Consider the following 17,011-nt stretch of genomic DNA (forward strand, 5'->3'; position numbering starts at 1 on the left):
CGGACTCGCGAATCACTGGCGCCGACTCACCGGTAATCGCCGCTTCATTGACCGCCGCGATCCCTTCGATGACTTCGCCGTCACCGGGGATCATCTCCCCCGCTTCGACGCGCACCACATCACCTTTGCGCAGGTTGGCGGCAGGCACGACCTGGAAGCTGCCATTGGCCAGTTTGCGCCGCGCGCTGAGGCCTTCGCTGCCGGCCTTGAGGCTGTCGGCGCGGGCCTTGCCGCGCCCCTCGGCCAAGGCTTCGGCGAAGTTGGCGAACAGCACCGTGAACCACAGCCACAGGGCAATCTGCGCGGCGACGAACGTCGGCACGACGTTGTCCGGGATGAAGCACAGCACGGTGGTGAAAATCGCCGTCAGTTCGACCACCAGCATCACTGGCGAACGCACCAGTTGGCGCGGGTCGAGCTTGACGAAAGCTTGCACCAGCGCCGGACGCCACAGGGCCGAGATCGCGGTTTTCGCTTGTTCCGGCGCCTTCACGGCGGCGGGTTTGATTGCGGGCATATTCATCATTGACTCCTTAGAAGCCCATGCTCAGATGTTCGGCGATTGGGCCCAATGCGAGGGTCGGCAAGAACGTCAGGCCGCCCACCAGCAAAATGGTCACGGTCAGCAGCGTCACAAACAGCGGGCCGTGGGTCGGGAAGCTGTTCTGGCCGATCGGTGCGGTTTTCTTCATCGCCAGGCTGCCGGCCAGGGCCAGTACCGGCAGGATGTAACCGAAGCGACCGATCAACATGCCCAGACCGAGCATCAGGTTGTGGAACGGTGTGTTGGCGCTCAAGCCACCAAACGCCGAACCATTGTTCGCGCTGGCCGAGGTATAGGCGTACAGCAACTGGCTGAAACCGTGCGGGCCGGGGGTTGCTGATGGTCGCAGCGGGGCCAGGCAGAGCAGCGGCGATCGCGCCGAGTACCAGCACGCCCACCGGCATGACCAGCAAGGTCACCACCAGCAATTGCACTTCCCGCGCCTGCAGTTTCTTACCGAGGTATTCCGGGGTGCGGCCAATCATCAGGCCAGCGAGGAACACCGCGATCAGCACGTTGAGCAACATGCCGTAGAGCCCGGCACCGACGCCGCCGAAGATCACTTCGCCGACCATCATGTTGACCAGCGCGACCATGCCGCTGAGCGGGTTGAGGCTGTCGTGCATGCCGTTCACCGAACCGTTCGACGCCGCAGTCGTAGTCACCGACCACAGCACGGTGGCGGTGGTACCGAAGCGTGCTTCCTTGCCTTCCAGCGGCGCGGTCTGTTCGACCGCGACATTGTTCAGCGCCGGGTTAGGCTGATATTCGGCCCACAGCGACGTCGCGCCGCCGATCAGGAACAGTGCGAGCATGCAGGCGATGATCGCGCGGCTCTGACGCTGGTCTTTCACGTAATGACCGAAGGTGAACACCAACGCCACCGGGATCAGGATGATTGAAGCGACTTCGAACAGGTTGCTCCACGCGGTCGGGTTCTCGAACGGATGCGCCGAGTTGACACCGAAGAAGCCACCGCCGTTGGTGCCCAGTTGCTTGATCGCAATCTGGCTGGCCGCCGGGCCGAGCGGGATCACTTGATCGACGCCCTGCATCGTCACCGCGTTCACATATTGCGCGAAGGTCTGCGGTACGCCCTGCCATACCAAATACAGCGCCAGCAGCAGGCACAGCGGCAGCAGGCCGTAGAGCGTGGCGCGGGTCATGTCGACCCAGAAGTTGCCCAGAGTCTTGGCCGACTTGCGCCCGATGCCACGGCACAACGCAACCAGCACCGCCAGACCGGTGGCAGCGCTGACGAAGTTCTGCACGGTAAGGCCGACCATCTGACTCAGGTAGCTGAGGGTCACTTCACCGCTGTAGGACTGCCAGTTGGTGTTGGTCATGAAACTGACCGCGGTGTTGAACGCCTGGGTCCATTCCTGGCCTGGCAGGTTTTGCGGGTTCAGCGGCAAATGATCCTGAAACAACAGAATCGCGAACAGCAGCAGGAAACCCCGCGAGGTTGAACGCCAGCAAAGCCAGCGTGTACTTCTGCCAGCTCTGTTCAGCTTGCGGATCCACCCCGGCAATCCGATAGCAACCGCGCTCGACCGGGCCGAGGATCGGTGTCAGCCAAGTGCGCTGACCTTCCATCACCTTGTAGTAAAAGCGCCCGAGGAACGGCGCCGGCAGCAAGACCACCGCAAAAAACGCGAGGATCAGCCAATAGTCATAACTGTGCATAGCCGCTCCTAGTTCCGATCCGCGCGCAACAGCGCAACCAACAGATAAATGAACAGCCCGGCTGCCAACAGCAGGGACACCCCGTCCAGAACGCTCATGGAAGATCTCCGTGTTACGGCGTATTGCCGCGTGTGGAGGCATTGTCGGAAAGGAGGCTGTAAAGGAACGAGACCGAGGGGTGCAGCGAGGCATAAAGAAAGCGTAAAGAGTGGGTTTATGCTGGCGTTACAGCGGGGTTTTGCAGCGTCAGGTCGGGCCTCATCGCGGGCAAGCCCGGCTCCCACAGTTTTTTGCGTGGTCCGCAGAGTTTGATTCCAACGCCAAACCTGTGGGAGCGGGCTTGCCCGCGAAGACGGCAGCACTAACGACGTCGCACCCAACTGGCGCACGAAAATGTGCCCATCCGGTAATGAACATCTTGGATAACGACAGCTTTCAGCCTATTGCGACCTGATTCACAGGACTGGCACGCCCACTGCAAACGCCCTCCCCCGAGCTTTCCAAACCGTTCCGGGGAGCATGCGCATGAACACACAACTCAAACCCACGCTGGGCACCTTGCACCTGTGGGGCATCGCCGTCGGGCTGGTGATTTCCGGCGAGTACTTCGGCTGGAGTTACGGCTGGGGCGTCGCCGGCACGCTGGGTTTTCTGGTGACCTCGTTCATGGTCGCCACGATGTACACCTGCTTCATCTTCAGCTTCACCGAACTGACCACCGCGATTCCTCATGCGGGCGGGCCGTTCGCCTATAGCCGCCGAGCCTTCGGTGAAAAAGGCGGACTGATTGCCGGGCTGGCTACGCTGATCGAATTCGTCTTCGCCCCTCCGGCCATCGCCCTGGCGATTGGCGCTTATCTGAATGTGCAGTTTCCGGCGCTCGACCCGAAACACGCAGCGGTCGGTGCCTACATCGTGTTCATGACCCTGAACATCCTCGGGGTGAAACTGGCGGCAACGTTCGAACTGATCGTCTGCGTGCTGGCGGTGATTGAATTGCTGGTGTTCATGGGTGTGGTCGCACCGGCCTTCAGCTTCAGCAGCTTTGCCCTGAATGGCTGGGCCGGTTCCGATGTGTTCGGTGCGCCGGCGATTGCCGGGATGTTCGCTGCTATTCCGTTTGCGATCTGGTTTTTCCTCGCCATTGAAGGTGCGGCGATGGCTGCCGAAGAAGCCAAGGATCCCAAACGCACGATCCCCAAGGCCTACATCAGCGGGATCCTGACCCTGGTGTTGCTGGCGATGGGCGTGATGTTCTTCGCCGGCGGTGTCGGTGACTGGCGCACCCTGGCGAACATCAATGACCCGCTGCCACAGGCGATGAAAACCGTGGTCGGCGACAATTCCGGCTGGTTGCACATGCTGGTGTGGATCGGCCTGTTCGGTCTGGTGGCGAGTTTCCACGGGATCATCCTCGGCTACTCGCGGCAGTTCTTCGCCCTCGCCCGCGCCGGTTACCTGCCGGCGTCGCTGGCGAAACTCTCGCGTTTCCATACCCCGCACCGCGCAATCATCGCCGGCGGCATCATCGGCATCGCTGCGATCTACAGCGACGGACTGATCAACCTCGGTGGCATGACCCTCACCGCCGCGATGATCACCATGGCCGTGTTCGGCGCGATCGTGATGTACATCATGAGCATGCTCAGCCTGTTCAAACTGCGCAAATCCGAACCCAATCTCGAGCGGACTTTTCGCGCGCCGTGCTATCCGCTGATTCCGCTGATTGCCTTGGTGCTGGCGGTGGTTTGTCTGGTGGCGATGGCGTGGTTCAACGCGCTGATCGGCTTGATCTTCCTCGGCTTCATGGCGGTCGGTTTCGGCTACTTCATGCTTACCGGTCAGTTGCGCGCTGACGCTCCGGCCGATGCCATGCTAACGGGGCGATAACGCATCATGTAGGAACTGCCAAAGGCTGCGATCTTTTGATCTTGTTTTTGAAAAGGCAAAGTCAAAAGATCGCAGCCTTCGGCAGCTCCTACAGGGATTTCGGGTACACCGGACATAACCGACCTAGAATGGAACCACTGCGAAGTCATTTCGCTCATAAGTGGTATGCAGCGTCGCTGGCGAAGCCTTCGCCCGCCAAGCTGCCATTAAGGAGAGCCGTTATGCCCTGGTATGCCTGGTTGATTCTGGTCGTTGCAATCGGCTCGATCGTTGGCGGATTGATGATGTTGCGCGACACCGCCAACAAGGTTGAACTGACCGATGAGGAACGCAAGCGCGTTGCGCAGCGCAACGCCGAAGCGGACATCAAGGACGCGCAGGATCGCTGAACGAAAAACCCCGCCGGATCAGGCGGGGTTTGTTTTTTGTGGAGCGTATCCCTTAAGGATCATGTTGGACTCAGCCGCACGCTTTTAAGAAGTAGAAGTACAGTCACCATTTCATTTACCTTGGTTAAGATGGTGGTCTTGTTGCGGAGAGTTCCACATGCGTTACTCGCAAGATCATAAAGCTCAAACCCATCAGCGGATCATCAAGGAAGCCTCGGCGCGATTTCGCAAAGACGGCATCGGTGCTACCGGCCTGCAACCTTTGATGAAAGCACTGGGGCTGACCCACGGCGGCTTTTATTCGCACTTCAAATCCAAGGACGAACTGGTCGAAAAAGCCTTGCAGGAGGCGAGCGCTCAAGTCGATGGACTGTGCGCCGAGATCTTTGCTCAGGAACAGCCGCTGCAGGCATTTATCGACACTTATCTTTCCGAATGGCATCAGACCTCCCCGCACGAAGGCTGCCCGCTGCTGACCATTTCTTCAGAGCTGGGTCTGCGCGGCCAGCCAAGCCCGACCAGTGATGCGGTACTCAATGCCCGACTGAGTCAAATCGAAGGCACCCTTGAGGGCAATAACAGCGCCGACCGGGCCATCGTCATCATGTCGACACTGGTCGGCGCGCTCTTGCTGTCACGCAGTGTCGCTGACGCCGAGCTTGCCCAGCGTATCCTCGACGTCACGCGTGACCACCTCAAGCAATCGCAGGACTAATCCTGCCAACGCTTGAACAGCACACTGGCGTTTACCCCGCCGAAACCGAAACCGTTGGACAGCGCATACTCGATCGGCATCGACCGTGCCTGACCATGAACGATGTCTACACCCGCACTCGCCGGATCCGGATTTTCGAAGTTGAGCGTCGGCGGGACGACCTGATCGCGGATGGCCAACAAGGTGAAGATCGCTTCCAGTCCGCCGGCAGCGCCGAGCAAATGCCCGGTGGCGGATTTGGTCGAAGTCACGGCGATTTTATTCTCGGTGCCGAACAACGCCTTGATGGCGGCCAACTCGCCGAGATCGCCCACCGGGGTGGACGTCGCATGCGCATTGAGATGCTGCACCTGATCCGGCGCGACACCTGCCTGAGCCAGCGCCAACTGCATCGCCCGTCGCGCACCGCTGCCATCTTCCGGCCCGGCAGTCAGGTGATAGGCGTCGGCAGTGGTGCCATAACCGACCAGCTCAGCCAAAGGCTGCGCGCCACGTGCCAGTGCATGCTCCAGCGATTCGATCACCAGCAGACCGGCGCCCTCACCCATCACGAAACCATCGCGACCACTATCAAAGGGTCGTGAGGCACGTTCGGGGGTGTCGTTGTAACCGCTGGACAACGCGCGCGCCGCGGCAAAACCGGCCAGGCTGACCCGATCAATACAGGCTTCCGCTCCGCCACAAACCGCGATGTCCGCTTCACCGGCACGAATCATCCGCGCAGCATCGCCAATCGCCTGGACCCCGGCCGCACAAGCAGTCACCGGTGCGCCGAGCGGGCCTTTCAAAGCGTGCTGGATCGACACATGTCCGGCCGCCAGATTGACCAGAAACGATGGGATGGTGAACGGCGACAGACGACGCGGACCACGACTGTCCGTAGTGCGTACAGCGTCAGCTATTGCACCGAACCCGCCAACACCGGAGCCGATGATCGTCGCGGTACGCTCCTGCTCCTTGGCCTCGGACGGCTGCCATCCTGCCTGAAGCAGGGCCTGGCGTGCCGCTTCCATGGCGAACAGGATGAAGCGATCCATCTTCTTCTGTTCCTTGGGTGGCGTGGCAAGGTCCGGATCGAAACCGGCCTCGACGTCTTCCGCCGCCATGGGCACCATCCCGGCGACCCGGGTCGGCAAGTCTGCGCTCACCGCGTCCGGCAAATTGCGCAAGCCCGAGCGCCCGGCGAGCAAGCGCTGCCAGACCCTCTCGACGTTACTGCCCAAAGGCGAAACCAGGCCCATACCGGTGACAACAATTCGACCTTCATTCATACCACAGTTACCTCTGATCAATGCTTGTAGCGTTGGGCCGCAGAGCTGCGCGACAGATTCGGTGCCATGACATGCCGCGCGCGCACGAAGGCCTGCCATTCACCCTCATCCGGCAGCGACGGGATGGTAATCAACTCGCCCTGATCCAGACCGGCCAGCGCCGCATCGACCATCTCGCCAGCTTCCATCACCATCTCCGCCGGAATACCGCTGGCGTCGATGCCCGAGCGTTCCCAGATTTCAGTGCGGGTAACCCCGGGCAGCACCGCTTGCACCTTCACGCCAGTGCCTTCGAGCTCGGCGTTGAGCGATTGAGTCAGGCTCAACACGTAAGCTTTACTCGCGCTGTAGGTGGCATTGAAGCGCTCCGGAAACAGCGCCACCACCGAGGCGATGTTGATGATCGTGCCACGTCCGGCCTTGGCGAAACTGGCGGCGGCTGCCGAGGCCAGCAACGTTACGGCAGTGACGTTCAACTGGATCAGACGCTCCAGTTGCTCGGCATCGGAGTTGGCCAGCAGGCCATCGGCCGCCACCCCGGCGTTGTTCACCAACAGCGTGATGCCTGAATCACTGCGCAGGCGTTGCTGGAGTTTGAGGACATCGTCCTTTTGCGTCAGGTCGGCTTTGAGCACTTCGACCTTTACACCGTGCGCTTCGCGCAACTCGCCCGCAGCGCTGTCAAGACGCTGTTGATCGCGTGCCACCAACAGCAAATCAAAACCACGCGCTGCCAGCCGCTGCGCGTAGATGGCACCGATACCGGACGATGCGCCAGTGACGACGGCCGTACCTTGAGACTGGACTGAACTCATGAGAGCGCTCCTGAAACATATTGGGAGATAGGCCTCCAACGCTCACTTGCCTGGAGGTGACGGAAATTATTATAGGCATAATCTCAAGACAATATGATACCCATAATTTTCAGCTCGCCGACGGACGCGACGGCGCTCCCTCTGTCGCATCTCTGCCACCAGAAAGCAGAAAGGCCGGTCAATGACCGGCCCCTTGGCGTTGAATAATCAGCTTAGTTCACTTCCAGCTTGTCGCGGTTGCGAACGAGGATCGCCTTGCCGATGCCCTTCACTTCCAGCAACTCATCCACCGAGGTGAATGGCCCATTAGCATCACGATACGCAACAATCGCTTTGGCCTTTGTCTCGCCAACTCCGGCCAATTGTTTTTGCAGAGTGGCTGCGTCGGCACCGTTGAGATCGACCTTTTCACTCGACGGCAATGTCACGTTATCGCTCACCATCGTTGCATTATCCGTGTTCGGGACGACGGCAGGTGCCGCGACTACAGCGATTGAAGCACTGGTGAGCAAAGCAAAAACCAGGGAGTAGAAAAAACCGTTACGCATAAATGACGCTCCATCATCGATTGAGAAAGCAGCTTTTCCGAAGCTGCTCTCCAAACTTAGGCGATGGTTGGCGGGTGTCAAAAATGCGTCTATTACAGGATGTGAAACAATCAGGGTTCAAGACGGCGTTGTTGATAGATCCAGTCGACGATTTCGCCGTCCGGGGTGTAGCCGCTGACAGTTTCGCGCAGCAACTGGCGCACTCGTGAGTAATCATCCTTTTCGACTGCGACGAGTAACTCGTGCAGGCGCACCTTGAGTACATCCCAGGGAAGGTGATCCTCGTTGGCGGTCATGATCATCGGATGGGGTGTGGCTGCTACGTTGTCGCCGATCAACAGCTCCTCGTAGAGCTTTTCACCTGGCCGCAAGCCAGTGAATTCGATGGAAATATCCCCCTGCGGGTTGCGCTCGGAGCGAATGCTCAAGCCCGACAGGTGGATCATTTTTTCTGCCAACTCGACAATTTTGACCGGTTCCCCCATGTCCAGCACGAAGACATCACCGCCCTGCCCCATGGACCCGGCTTGAATGACCAGCTGCGCGGCTTCCGGAATCGTCATGAAGTAGCGGGTGATCTTGGGATGGGTGACCGTCAGCGGGCCGCCTGATTTGATCTGACTGTGGAACAGCGGGATCACCGAACCCGACGATCCCAGCACATTGCCGAAACGGACCATGGTGAAGCGGGTTTTGTTGACTCGGGAAACGTTTGATTTGTCACCAAACAATACCGGCGCTATCTCACGGCTCAAGGCCTGCAACGTCAACTCGGCCAAACGTTTGGTGCTGCCCATGACATTTGTAGGCCGCACTGCTTTGTCGGTGGAGATCAGGACGAAATTCGAAACGCCCGACTGTAAGGCGGCCTGAGCAGTATTGAGTGTACCCATTACATTGTTGAGTACACCTTCAGCTATGTTGTGCTCAACCATAGGTACATGCTTATAGGCTGCGGCATGATAAACGGTGTCGACTTTCCAGTACTTCATGACATCGAGGAGTTTAGCCGGGTCACGGATTGACCCGAGAATCGGCAGCAACCGCAAGGAAATCGATTCACAGGCAGCACGCTGCTCTAGCTCTGACAAAATGCTGTAGAGGTTGAATTCGCCGTGGTCGAACAAAATGAGAGTGATCGGGCCCAAGGCAAATATTTGCCGGCACAGCTCCGAACCTATCGACCCCCCTGCGCCCGTGACCATGACCGTCTTGCCTTTGATACAACGCTCGAGCAGATCAGGTTGGGCAGGCACGGAGTCGCGCCCCAACAAATCCGCGATATCCACTTCCTGAATATCTTCAACTTTGACCCTGCCACTGGCTAGATCAGTAAAGTTCGGGACGCTGCGAATATGGAGCGGAAAACCTTCAAGCAAGTTAAGGATTTCCCGACGTCTCGCCCGGGTCGAAGAGGGTAAGGCAAGTAGAATTTCCTTCGCGCCCGTCACATCGATCATTTGCTGAATATGCTTGGGCTTGTACACCTGCAAGCCTGAGATGGAGCGATCGGAAATACCCGGATCGTCATCGATGAACGCTACCGGACGCATTACCCGCCCCATGCGAAGCGCCGCTACCAGTTGGTTACCGGCAACCCCCGCGCCATATACAGCAACTTTGATCAGGCCATCGTCGCGGTTGGCAAAGGGCACATGCTGAACCGCATTGAACCAGTCACCCATGAAGTACTGGCGCATCAGTAGACGCAGTCCACCGATGATCACCATGCTCAACCACCAGTAGTTGAAGATGATGGAGCGCGGAACCACAGTTTCGTGATTGCTGTACCAGTAAACAATCAGCGCGAGAATCAACGATGAAAGACTGACCGCCTTGATGATCGCAACCAATGCGTCGTTGCCGAAGTAACGCATGACCGCCCGGTACATGCCGAAACGGATAAACAGGGGGATAGCCACAAGCGGGGCTGACGCGAACAACCATAAATGGACGCGCAACGGGTTATACATATCGTCGATGCCAAGCCGAACGATAAAAGCCAACCAAAGCGCCAGCCACACCAACACAATATCGGTGGCAACCTGAATCAACCTTTTGCGGCGCCGAGGCAATCCCAGCAGATACGCTCGAATTTTATCCATCATCCCGTCACTTCCTCAGCACGATCCTTTCAACTGAATTTTTGCGCCGAATCCTGTGATACAGACGACTTTTACAGCAGCGCTAAACAGTAACACTGTTTTTCAATTATTTGATGTTCGACCTTCCAGTCGTCCCGCCTCGTACCTGACCGCCAGCCATACCAGAGGCAGGTAAGCCAGGATCAGGGCGAAGGCTCCATCCCATTTGTAGAGCACTACTCCAATCGCAATAGGCATTAGCCAGAGCAAGTTGATCAGGCAGACGGCAAGCGCGACAGGCATATGACCGCCATGCGACCGGGAAGCAAACTGATAGGCATGGCTCCGGTGCGCCTCGTAAACCTTGTCGCCGCGAAGCAGACGCCTTAACAGCGTGAAGGTGGCATCGACAATAAACACCCCTAGCAGAATGAGCCAACCCCACAGTAAATCAGGCGCGATCCAAGCCGCCTGTAGAGACAAAAGTCCCAACACGACACCCAGAAAACCACTGCCTGCATCCCCCATGAAAATCTTCGCCGGCGGAAAATTCCAACACAAAAAACCCGCTACGCAAGCAGCAAGAAGGACTGCGGGCCATGCAAGATCAGCGTTACCGCTGAACCAATAGATAAGCACGCCGCCGAAACACACGGTGATCGCCTCAAGACTGGCAATACCGTCGATACCGTCCATGAAATTATAGAGATTCAGCATCCACACCAGATAAACCACAGCCAGAAAATGCCCGATCCAGCCTGGATCAATCGAGAATCCAAACAAGGCAAAGGGCGCGAGCCCCCCCAGCCAGTAAACTCCCCAACCCGCACTCAGGAAATGCGCCAGCAATCTCCATCGCGCGGCAATATGGCCATGGTCATCCAGAAACCCGATCACAGCAGTGACCGAACCCGCCCCTAGAAAAGCAATAAAGGTATCAGATGACATCAATCCACAGCCATATAGCATACAGAGCGCTACAACATAGCTCAGCACTATTGCCACTCCTCCGCCGCGCGGAGTCGGGACTGAATGAGAGCTGCGGTCATTCGGCACATCCATGAGGCTTCGCGCCAGCGCATAACGCCTTAAGCCTGCGGTCAGGGCGAACGAAACTCCCACCAACAATGGAACAATCCAGTAGAAGTTCATTACTTTTGAGATTCCAGATAGGCTTGCACGGTCGCGTTCAGTCCTTGATCGAGGCTCATTGGAGGCACCCACCCCAAGAGTCGTAAGTTTTTGCTTATATCAACCTGAAGAGAACCGAAAAGTCGCTGGGCAATGGCCTCCCTGCCCAGGAGCTTTGCCCCCAGACGCATAAAAGCCACCGGAAATGGCAACAGCCTCGCGGGCTTATTCAATGCTCGACCGATTTTCATCAACAGCTCTGTTGTGGATACATCCTCACCATCGCTGGCAAGAAAAGTCTGATTGGCCGCTGCTGGATGAGAGAAGCACGTCAGTATCAGATCGATCAGGTTATCCAGGCTCACCAGACTACGCTTGTTGACGATCGCACCAAATGGCAACGGAACTCCCCGGTCCAGCCAGCGGATCATACTTAAAAAGTTCGCTTTCACGCCCGGCCCGTAAACCAGTACGGGCCTGATAATAACAAGTTCCATTGACGTCGAAGATACCAACTGGCGAAGAGCTTCTTCAGCTTCACACTTGGAAATGCCATAGGGATCGACGGGGGAAAAGGGATCGTCTGCCGTAAAGGCTCTGCCAGGAACAGTAGACTCCCCGTTCACTTTGATTGAGCTGATGTAAATGAATCGACGGACCTTCGCTTTCACGGCCTGTCGAGCCAGGTTCAGAGTGCCCTCGACATTTACCAAGCGAAACTCGGTCAAGGGATCGCCCGACTGCTCGTCCATCACGTGAACCCGTGCTGCGGCGTGCACTACAACGTCGACGTCAACCAGAGCAGCCTGCCAATCAACGGTTGGAGTCAGGCCAGGAACATTGAACGCGCGCACTGACGCAGGCAGGCTTTTGCAGTCACGTCTTAATGCCGTGCGCAAGGAGTATTCTTTTTGACTTGCCAATGTCCTTAACAGGGCGCCGCCCAGAAAACCCGAACCACCTGTAACCAATACGGTGCTAGCGTTCATCTATCTCATTCTTAAATAGCAAAATCATCGTGATAGCAACCCTGGTCCCACACCTTCGACATATCGCGCAGTCTGCTGTGATCGCGAAGCATCGTCCTGGGCAGCAAGCCAATGCACTGAACACGCGAAACCGAATGGATTTGTTGTAGGGCAACGCCTGAGATCTGTCGTCTATGGCGGCCATGATACCTGTAAACCCGGACCATGCTTTTCAGCCATAAAAATGACGGATGCACATGCTACCTGATTGCCCCCTGTCCGCCGGTCAATATCCCTGCGCAGATGCGGCTAAGCACTACTAGGGCAAAGTAATTTTCGCTACAATGCCCGTTTTGACTTTGGTCATCCAATGTTATTCCGAGGCTGACTCGCGGTTAGTGCCCTCGCCACGGATTTTTCTGACCAACGAGTCATTTATTCGCAACGGAGTGCTAGGTGCATAGCCCCTCAACATCAGATTCTAGCGTGGACACTCACCCGGCAAACCAACTCGTGAAGTCAAATTGCTTCCACCGCTCATTGTCCAAGCGTGTCGCAATACTTATGTGCACGTACAACGGTCAACGTTTTCTGGCTGACCAACTGGCCTCCATCGCAACCCAGACTCACGAAAACTGGATAATTGCCGTATCCGACGACGGATCAACCGATCAGACCCTGGACATTCTCGCGGCGTTTTCCGAAGGATTGAAGACAGCAGACAGTGTCCGCGTGTTCCAGGGTCCCAAACGGGGGTTTGCCGCCAATTTCCTGACTCTCACCTGCAACGAGGCTGTTCAAGCGGATTTTTATGCATGGTCTGATCAGGACGATATCTGGCTGGACACCAAACTCGAGACAGCTCTGGACTGGCTGCAAACGATTCCCACGGATGTTCCGGCACTTTACTGCGGGAGGACCCGCGGCATGAACTCGCACGGAAAGCCCATGGAATGCTCACCACTTTTTTCACGTCCTCCGGCGTTTGCCAATGCATTGGTACAGAGCATCGCGGGAGGCAATACGATGGTGTTCAACCATGCAGCACGCGAATTGATGCGCATCGCAGGCGATCATCTGGAGATCGTCGCGCACGACTGGTGGGCCTATCTTCTGGTGACCGGCGCTGGCGGCAAGGTTGCCTACGACGCACAACCTTTCGTTCTGTATCGTCAGCATGAAGACAACCTGATCGGGGCCAACTCCGGATTGAAAGCCCGGTTTTCACGGTTTCGCCAGATGCTCAAAGGACGCTTTTCGAACTGGAATGAACAGAACATCCATTGCCTGACTTCGGCGCACGCACTGCTGACTAATGAAAACCGGAAAAAACTTGAATGCTTTCGCCTTGCGCGAAAAGGCAACTTGCCGCGCCGCCTTCTTGGACTGCTGCGTGCCGGTGTCTACCGCCAGACACTGCCAGGTAACATCGGACTTCTCCTCGCAGCCATCGTGAAGGGTATTTGACCGATGACAACCAATCGAAAGCTTCACCGTGATGGCAACGGTGTATTCGTCAAATCGGGTTTCAGTCATTGCGCTGCACCCATCGGCTACTTCCAGTCGCCACCTTCAAGCGAACTAAATAACGTCGCTCGTACAATCTATCAACTTACCGAACGGCCTCCATTGGAGCTTTTGCCTTGAACATGCATGATTCATTTCCAACGTCGCCTTTGCGAATGCTGATCAGCGCAATTAAAAATCGCCAACTGATCATGCAACTGACGAAACGAGAGATTTCATCTCGTTATCGCGGTTCAGTGGGGGGCGTAGCATGGTCATTTATCAACCCGCTGCTATTGCTCGCTATTTATACATTTGTCTTTTCAACCGTATTCAATGCGCGCTGGGGCGGCAGCGGTGCGGCCACCGGGTCCAAAGTCGACTTCGCGCTGATTCTGTTTACCGGCCTGATCATTCATGCGTTCTGCGCAGAATGCATCAACTCGGCACCCAAACTGATCACTGGCAACGTCAACTTTGTAAAAAAAGTCGTTTTTCCGATTGAAACCCTCGCTCCGACCTCGGTGTTGAACGCCCTGTTTCACCTGTGCGTCAGCCTGTCGGTGCTGCTGGCAGCACAACTGGTGTTCAATCACTCGATTCCGCTTACTGCGCTGTTTTTCCCGATTGTTCTGATACCGCTAATCCTGATGGTGATAGGCCTATCCTGGATCTTGTCCGCACTCGGCGCATACATACGCGATATTGGCCAGGTCACGGGCATGGCCGCCACGGCACTGCTGTTTCTGTCGCCGGTTTTCTACCCGATCAGCGCCTTGCCTGAAGAGTACCGCGGCTGGCTATATATCAACCCATTGACCGCTGTCATCGAAAATGGCCGCGCAACCCTGTTGTTCGGCCAGATCCCTGATATGCACACACTTGGCACGAGCTATATCGTCGGCATTGTTATCTGCTGCCTCGGCTTTGCATTCTTCCAAAAAACTCGCGCAGGCTTTGCTGATGTCCTCTAAAGATGTTGCCATTCGCGTCAATGACCTCTCCAAGCGTTTCAACATGTATGAGAAAGCGCACGATCGCTTGCTTCAGATGATCTTGCCATCAAAGAAACTTCACCATGAGTTCTGGGCTCTCAAGGACATCAACTTTGAAGTTGCACGCGGCGAGTCTGTCGGCATCATCGGCAAAAACGGTTCGGGCAAATCCACACTGCTGCAGATTATCTGCGGCACACTGACGCCGACCTCGGGCACGGTAAATGTCGATGGGCGCATTGCCGCGCTGCTTGAGCTGGGCTCAGGTTTCAATCCGGAATTCAGCGGGCGGGAAAACGTTTATCTCAACTGTGCGATTCACGGCCTGAGTCGCAGCAAGACTGACGAACTGATGGATGACATCCTGTCGTTTGCAGACATCGGGGAATTCGTCGACCAACCCGTAAAGACTTACTCCAGCGGTATGTTCGTGAGGCTGGCATTTTCTGTCCAGGCTAATCTGAAACCTGAAATCCTGATTGTCGACGAAGCCTTGGCGGTCGGCGATGCACTGTTTCAGAAACGCTGCTACGAACGAATCGAAAAGCTCACCAGCAATGGCACAACCCTGCTGTTCGTCTCCCACGATGAAGAATCGGTGCGGACCCTCACGCAGCGGGCGATCTTTCTTTCCAATGGGAAAATTGAAAGCATCGGGTCTTCGGCCGACGTCATCCTCGATTACCGCAGGAACCTGCACGAACAGGAAAGTCTTTACCTGCAACAGTTGACGAAAAACCTTTCCGACAAGGCTGCGCAACATCAGAAGGACGATAACAAGACTGCCAAGACCGAATCGAAAACTGCAGACCGGTTCTCCTTCGGTAATCAGGATGCCGAGGTTCTGGATGTGCGCGTGTTGAACGCCGAGGGCGAAGAAACCCAGGTTTTCTATGCCACACAGACGTCTGTCATTCGCGTGTCCTTCCGCTGCAACGTCGATCTTGACCACCTGAATGTGAGCCTACGTCTTCGCAACAAGGAAGGCGTCAAGATTTACTCCTGGGGCACGCTAAACCAGGACATGGCCATTGCCGCCAATCTGGCGACGGGCGAGACCTTCTGGACCAAGACATTCACTGCCGGCACCGAGTCCTCTGTTGATTTTCAGTTTGAATGCAGTCTGGGCGCCAACCTTTACGAAATTCAGGCTGCCATCTCCCAGGAAGGCAAACCTTACTACGCCGAACAACGCATTCTTCACTGGCGTGACGAGGCGGCATTTTTTACGGTGGCTACCAAGCCCCGCGAATACCATTTTGGCGGTGTCCTCGACCTCCGCATGAAAGCAATCGAACTCAAGGGCTGAGCCAATGACTATTTCCACCACAAACATTTGCTCGGCATCACTGACGGCAGGGGAACGCCAACAACTGGTCTCGCAGGTACTTTCAGCCTGTGGTAACGGCAAAGTGCTACATATCGGCCTGCCTGATACAGAGTTGCTGCGGGCCTTCCTGCTGGCGGGTGTGCAGGCGTACAACGTCTTCCCGGGTGCTGAAACCGAGTGCGGCAATGCACAGCTTCCAGGACGGTTCATTGCATGGGACGGTGCTGACCTGCTATTGGACGACGAGAGTTTTTCGACGGTATTGATCACTCATGCCGACGACGCTGCTCTCTCCCTCGAGCGTTTGGCTGTCGAAGCGCCAAGAGTCTCGAAACGCAACATCTTCCTGTTTCTGGACACCAGCTGCGAACCCGACACAAAAGAAGCCCGCAAAGCTTGGGAAATGCTGTTCTTCGAAAACGGCGTACGCAAACACCCTGCCTACTATCGCGTCAACGATTACCAGTCTCTGCAATATGAACAAGGCAAAATTGCCATACCGCTTGAGAAGCTTCCCAAGGAAGCCGCCACCGTTTATCCATTGGAAGCGCTGAAAGACGAGCGCGACCTGCACATGGACATGACGCGCGAGCCTGGCAGTCGCTCCGATGGCCATATCATTCGCTATCTCCTGGCCAGTCGCTATGTGCGCAACGGCGACCGCATCCTCGACGCGGCCTGCGGACTAGGTTACGGCGCCTATACTTTGTTCAACTGCTCGGACGCCAGTTCGATCCTCGGCGTTGATGGCAGCAACTATGCAGTCAAATACGCTGAAAAAAACTTCTCTGCGGTCAATTCGCAACTCACCTTCAAAGAAGGCTGGCTGCCGGAAGCGCTGAACGATATTCCGGATAACTCGATCGACCTCATTACCTCGTTTGAAACCTTGGAGCACGTACCGGATCCGGTTGGATTGCTGGCAGAGTTCTACCGGGTCCTAAGCCCGTCCGGGCGAATCGTACTTTCCGTTCCAAATGACTGGTCAGACGAAACCGGAGAAGATCCGAACGAATTCCACTTTCACGTCTACACGTGGGAGCGCATCGTTAAAGAACTGGAAAAAGACTTCATCGTCGAAGCGGCTTACGCCCAGACAGCGGATCAATACAAACCGAAAATCAACAATGCTTACGAGT

At 56.5% G+C, this 17,011-nt stretch carries 14 protein-coding genes and 2 pseudogenes; 7 read left to right on the forward strand and 9 right to left on the reverse strand.

All coding sequences use genetic code 11. From position 1 onward, the window contains the following. From AB1J88_RS29360 to kdpF, 3 genes and pseudogenes are all read right to left on the reverse strand, one after another. Positions 1-523 (reverse strand): annotated as a pseudogene (locus tag AB1J88_RS29360) (potassium-transporting ATPase subunit B); the annotation flags it as partial. A 10-nt stretch (positions 524-533) separates the two neighbouring features. Further along, positions 534-2,230, reverse strand: a pseudogene (gene kdpA, locus AB1J88_RS29365) (potassium-transporting ATPase subunit KdpA). An 8-nt stretch (positions 2,231-2,238) separates the two neighbouring features. After that, a complete protein-coding gene (kdpF, locus tag AB1J88_RS29370) occupies positions 2,239-2,328 on the reverse strand; it encodes a K(+)-transporting ATPase subunit F (protein ID WP_007963673.1) in 90 nt (29 codons plus the stop codon). Positions 2,329-2,755: 427 nt separating this feature from the next. Here kdpF and eat point away from each other — a divergent pair, with 427 nt between their 5' ends. The 3 genes from eat (at position 2,756) to AB1J88_RS29385 (ending at position 5,224) form a co-directional block, all read left to right on the forward strand. Beyond that, positions 2,756-4,120, forward strand: coding sequence for an ethanolamine permease (eat, locus tag AB1J88_RS29375; protein ID WP_430290012.1), 1,365 nt, complete (start codon positions 2,756-2,758; stop codon positions 4,118-4,120). Between the two features lie 221 nt (positions 4,121-4,341). After that, a complete protein-coding gene (locus AB1J88_RS29380; RefSeq protein WP_003226857.1) occupies positions 4,342-4,509 on the forward strand; it encodes a DUF2897 family protein in 168 nt (55 codons plus the stop codon). Positions 4,510-4,666: 157 nt separating this feature from the next. After that, positions 4,667-5,224, forward strand: a complete 558-nt coding sequence (locus AB1J88_RS29385) for a TetR/AcrR family transcriptional regulator (RefSeq protein ID WP_108183421.1) — start codon at positions 4,667-4,669, stop codon at positions 5,222-5,224. Here the strand turns inward: AB1J88_RS29385 and fabF are convergent. The 6 genes from fabF to AB1J88_RS29415 form a co-directional block, all read right to left on the reverse strand. Next, entirely contained in the window at positions 5,221-6,495 is a 1,275-nt protein-coding gene (fabF, locus tag AB1J88_RS29390; protein ID WP_430290011.1) for a beta-ketoacyl-ACP synthase II, read from the reverse strand. The genes AB1J88_RS29385 and fabF overlap by 4 nt on opposite strands. A 17-nt stretch (positions 6,496-6,512) precedes the next feature. Next, a complete protein-coding gene (locus AB1J88_RS29395; protein WP_041069437.1) occupies positions 6,513-7,310 on the reverse strand; it encodes an SDR family NAD(P)-dependent oxidoreductase in 798 nt (265 codons plus the stop codon). Between the two features lie 212 nt (positions 7,311-7,522). Beyond that, positions 7,523-7,858 (reverse strand): ComEA family DNA-binding protein, encoded by a 336-nt coding sequence (locus AB1J88_RS29400; protein WP_430290010.1) that lies wholly within the window; start codon positions 7,856-7,858, stop codon positions 7,523-7,525. 110 nt (positions 7,859-7,968) lie between these two features. Then, the gene (locus tag AB1J88_RS29405) at positions 7,969-9,963 is read right to left on the reverse strand and encodes a polysaccharide biosynthesis protein (RefSeq protein ID WP_430292650.1); all 1,995 of its coding nucleotides are present in this window, start codon (positions 9,961-9,963) and stop codon (positions 7,969-7,971) included. Between the two features lie 102 nt (positions 9,964-10,065). Beyond that, positions 10,066-11,094: an MraY family glycosyltransferase gene (locus tag AB1J88_RS29410; RefSeq protein ID WP_430290009.1), complete on the reverse strand. Its 1,029-nt coding sequence runs from the start codon at positions 11,092-11,094 to the stop codon at positions 10,066-10,068. Further along, complete coding sequence (locus AB1J88_RS29415) at positions 11,094-12,062, reverse strand: UDP-glucose 4-epimerase family protein (protein ID WP_430292731.1); 969 nt, start codon at positions 12,060-12,062, stop codon at positions 11,094-11,096. Before AB1J88_RS29415 ends, AB1J88_RS29410 begins: the two co-directional genes overlap by 1 nt. Positions 12,063-12,605: 543 nt before the next feature. Between AB1J88_RS29415 and AB1J88_RS29420 the strand changes: the two genes are divergently transcribed. From AB1J88_RS29420 to AB1J88_RS29435, 4 genes are all read left to right on the forward strand, one after another. Next, positions 12,606-13,508, forward strand: coding sequence for a glycosyltransferase family 2 protein (locus AB1J88_RS29420; RefSeq protein WP_222018736.1), 903 nt, complete (start codon positions 12,606-12,608; stop codon positions 13,506-13,508). Between the two features lie 176 nt (positions 13,509-13,684). Continuing rightward, complete coding sequence (locus AB1J88_RS29425) at positions 13,685-14,521, forward strand: ABC transporter permease (protein ID WP_430290007.1); 837 nt, start codon at positions 13,685-13,687, stop codon at positions 14,519-14,521. Beyond that, positions 14,511-15,851, forward strand: coding sequence for an ABC transporter ATP-binding protein (locus AB1J88_RS29430; protein ID WP_430290006.1), 1,341 nt, complete (start codon positions 14,511-14,513; stop codon positions 15,849-15,851). The genes AB1J88_RS29425 and AB1J88_RS29430 overlap by 11 nt, the downstream gene beginning before the upstream one ends. Positions 15,852-15,855: 4 nt before the next feature. Continuing rightward, on the forward strand, positions 15,856-17,011 hold a 1,156-nt coding region (locus tag AB1J88_RS29435; protein ID WP_430292733.1), incomplete at its 3' end, for a methyltransferase domain-containing protein.

The organism is Pseudomonas sp. S8 (assembly GCF_050473925.1).
Lineage (GTDB): Bacteria > Pseudomonadota > Gammaproteobacteria > Pseudomonadales > Pseudomonadaceae > Aquipseudomonas > Aquipseudomonas parakoreensis.

Bases quoted from the DNA above. Each gene is read 5' to 3' on its own strand.
- kdpF (WP_007963673.1), bottom strand. From the start codon at position 2,328: ATGAGCGTTCTGGACGGGGTGTCCCTGCTGTTGGCAGCCGGGCTGTTC.
- AB1J88_RS29400 (WP_430290010.1), bottom strand. From the start codon at position 7,858: ATGCGTAACGGTTTTTTCTACTCCCTGGTTTTTGCTTTGCTCACCAGT.
- AB1J88_RS29380 (WP_003226857.1), top strand. From the start codon at position 4,342: ATGCCCTGGTATGCCTGGTTGATTCTGGTCGTTGCAATCGGCTCGATC.
- AB1J88_RS29420 (WP_222018736.1), top strand. From the start codon at position 12,606: ATGTGCACGTACAACGGTCAACGTTTTCTGGCTGACCAACTGGCCTCC.
- AB1J88_RS29385 (WP_108183421.1), top strand. From the start codon at position 4,667: ATGCGTTACTCGCAAGATCATAAAGCTCAAACCCATCAGCGGATCATC.
- AB1J88_RS29430 (WP_430290006.1), top strand. From the start codon at position 14,511: ATGTCCTCTAAAGATGTTGCCATTCGCGTCAATGACCTCTCCAAGCGT.
- AB1J88_RS29405 (WP_430292650.1), bottom strand. From the start codon at position 9,963: ATGGATAAAATTCGAGCGTATCTGCTGGGATTGCCTCGGCGCCGCAAA.
- eat (WP_430290012.1), top strand. From the start codon at position 2,756: ATGAACACACAACTCAAACCCACGCTGGGCACCTTGCACCTGTGGGGC.
- AB1J88_RS29410 (WP_430290009.1), bottom strand. From the start codon at position 11,094: ATGAACTTCTACTGGATTGTTCCATTGTTGGTGGGAGTTTCGTTCGCC.
- AB1J88_RS29395 (WP_041069437.1), bottom strand. From the start codon at position 7,310: ATGAGTTCAGTCCAGTCTCAAGGTACGGCCGTCGTCACTGGCGCATCG.
- fabF (WP_430290011.1), bottom strand. From the start codon at position 6,495: ATGAATGAAGGTCGAATTGTTGTCACCGGTATGGGCCTGGTTTCGCCT.
- AB1J88_RS29415 (WP_430292731.1), bottom strand. From the start codon at position 12,062: ATGAACGCTAGCACCGTATTGGTTACAGGTGGTTCGGGTTTTCTGGGC.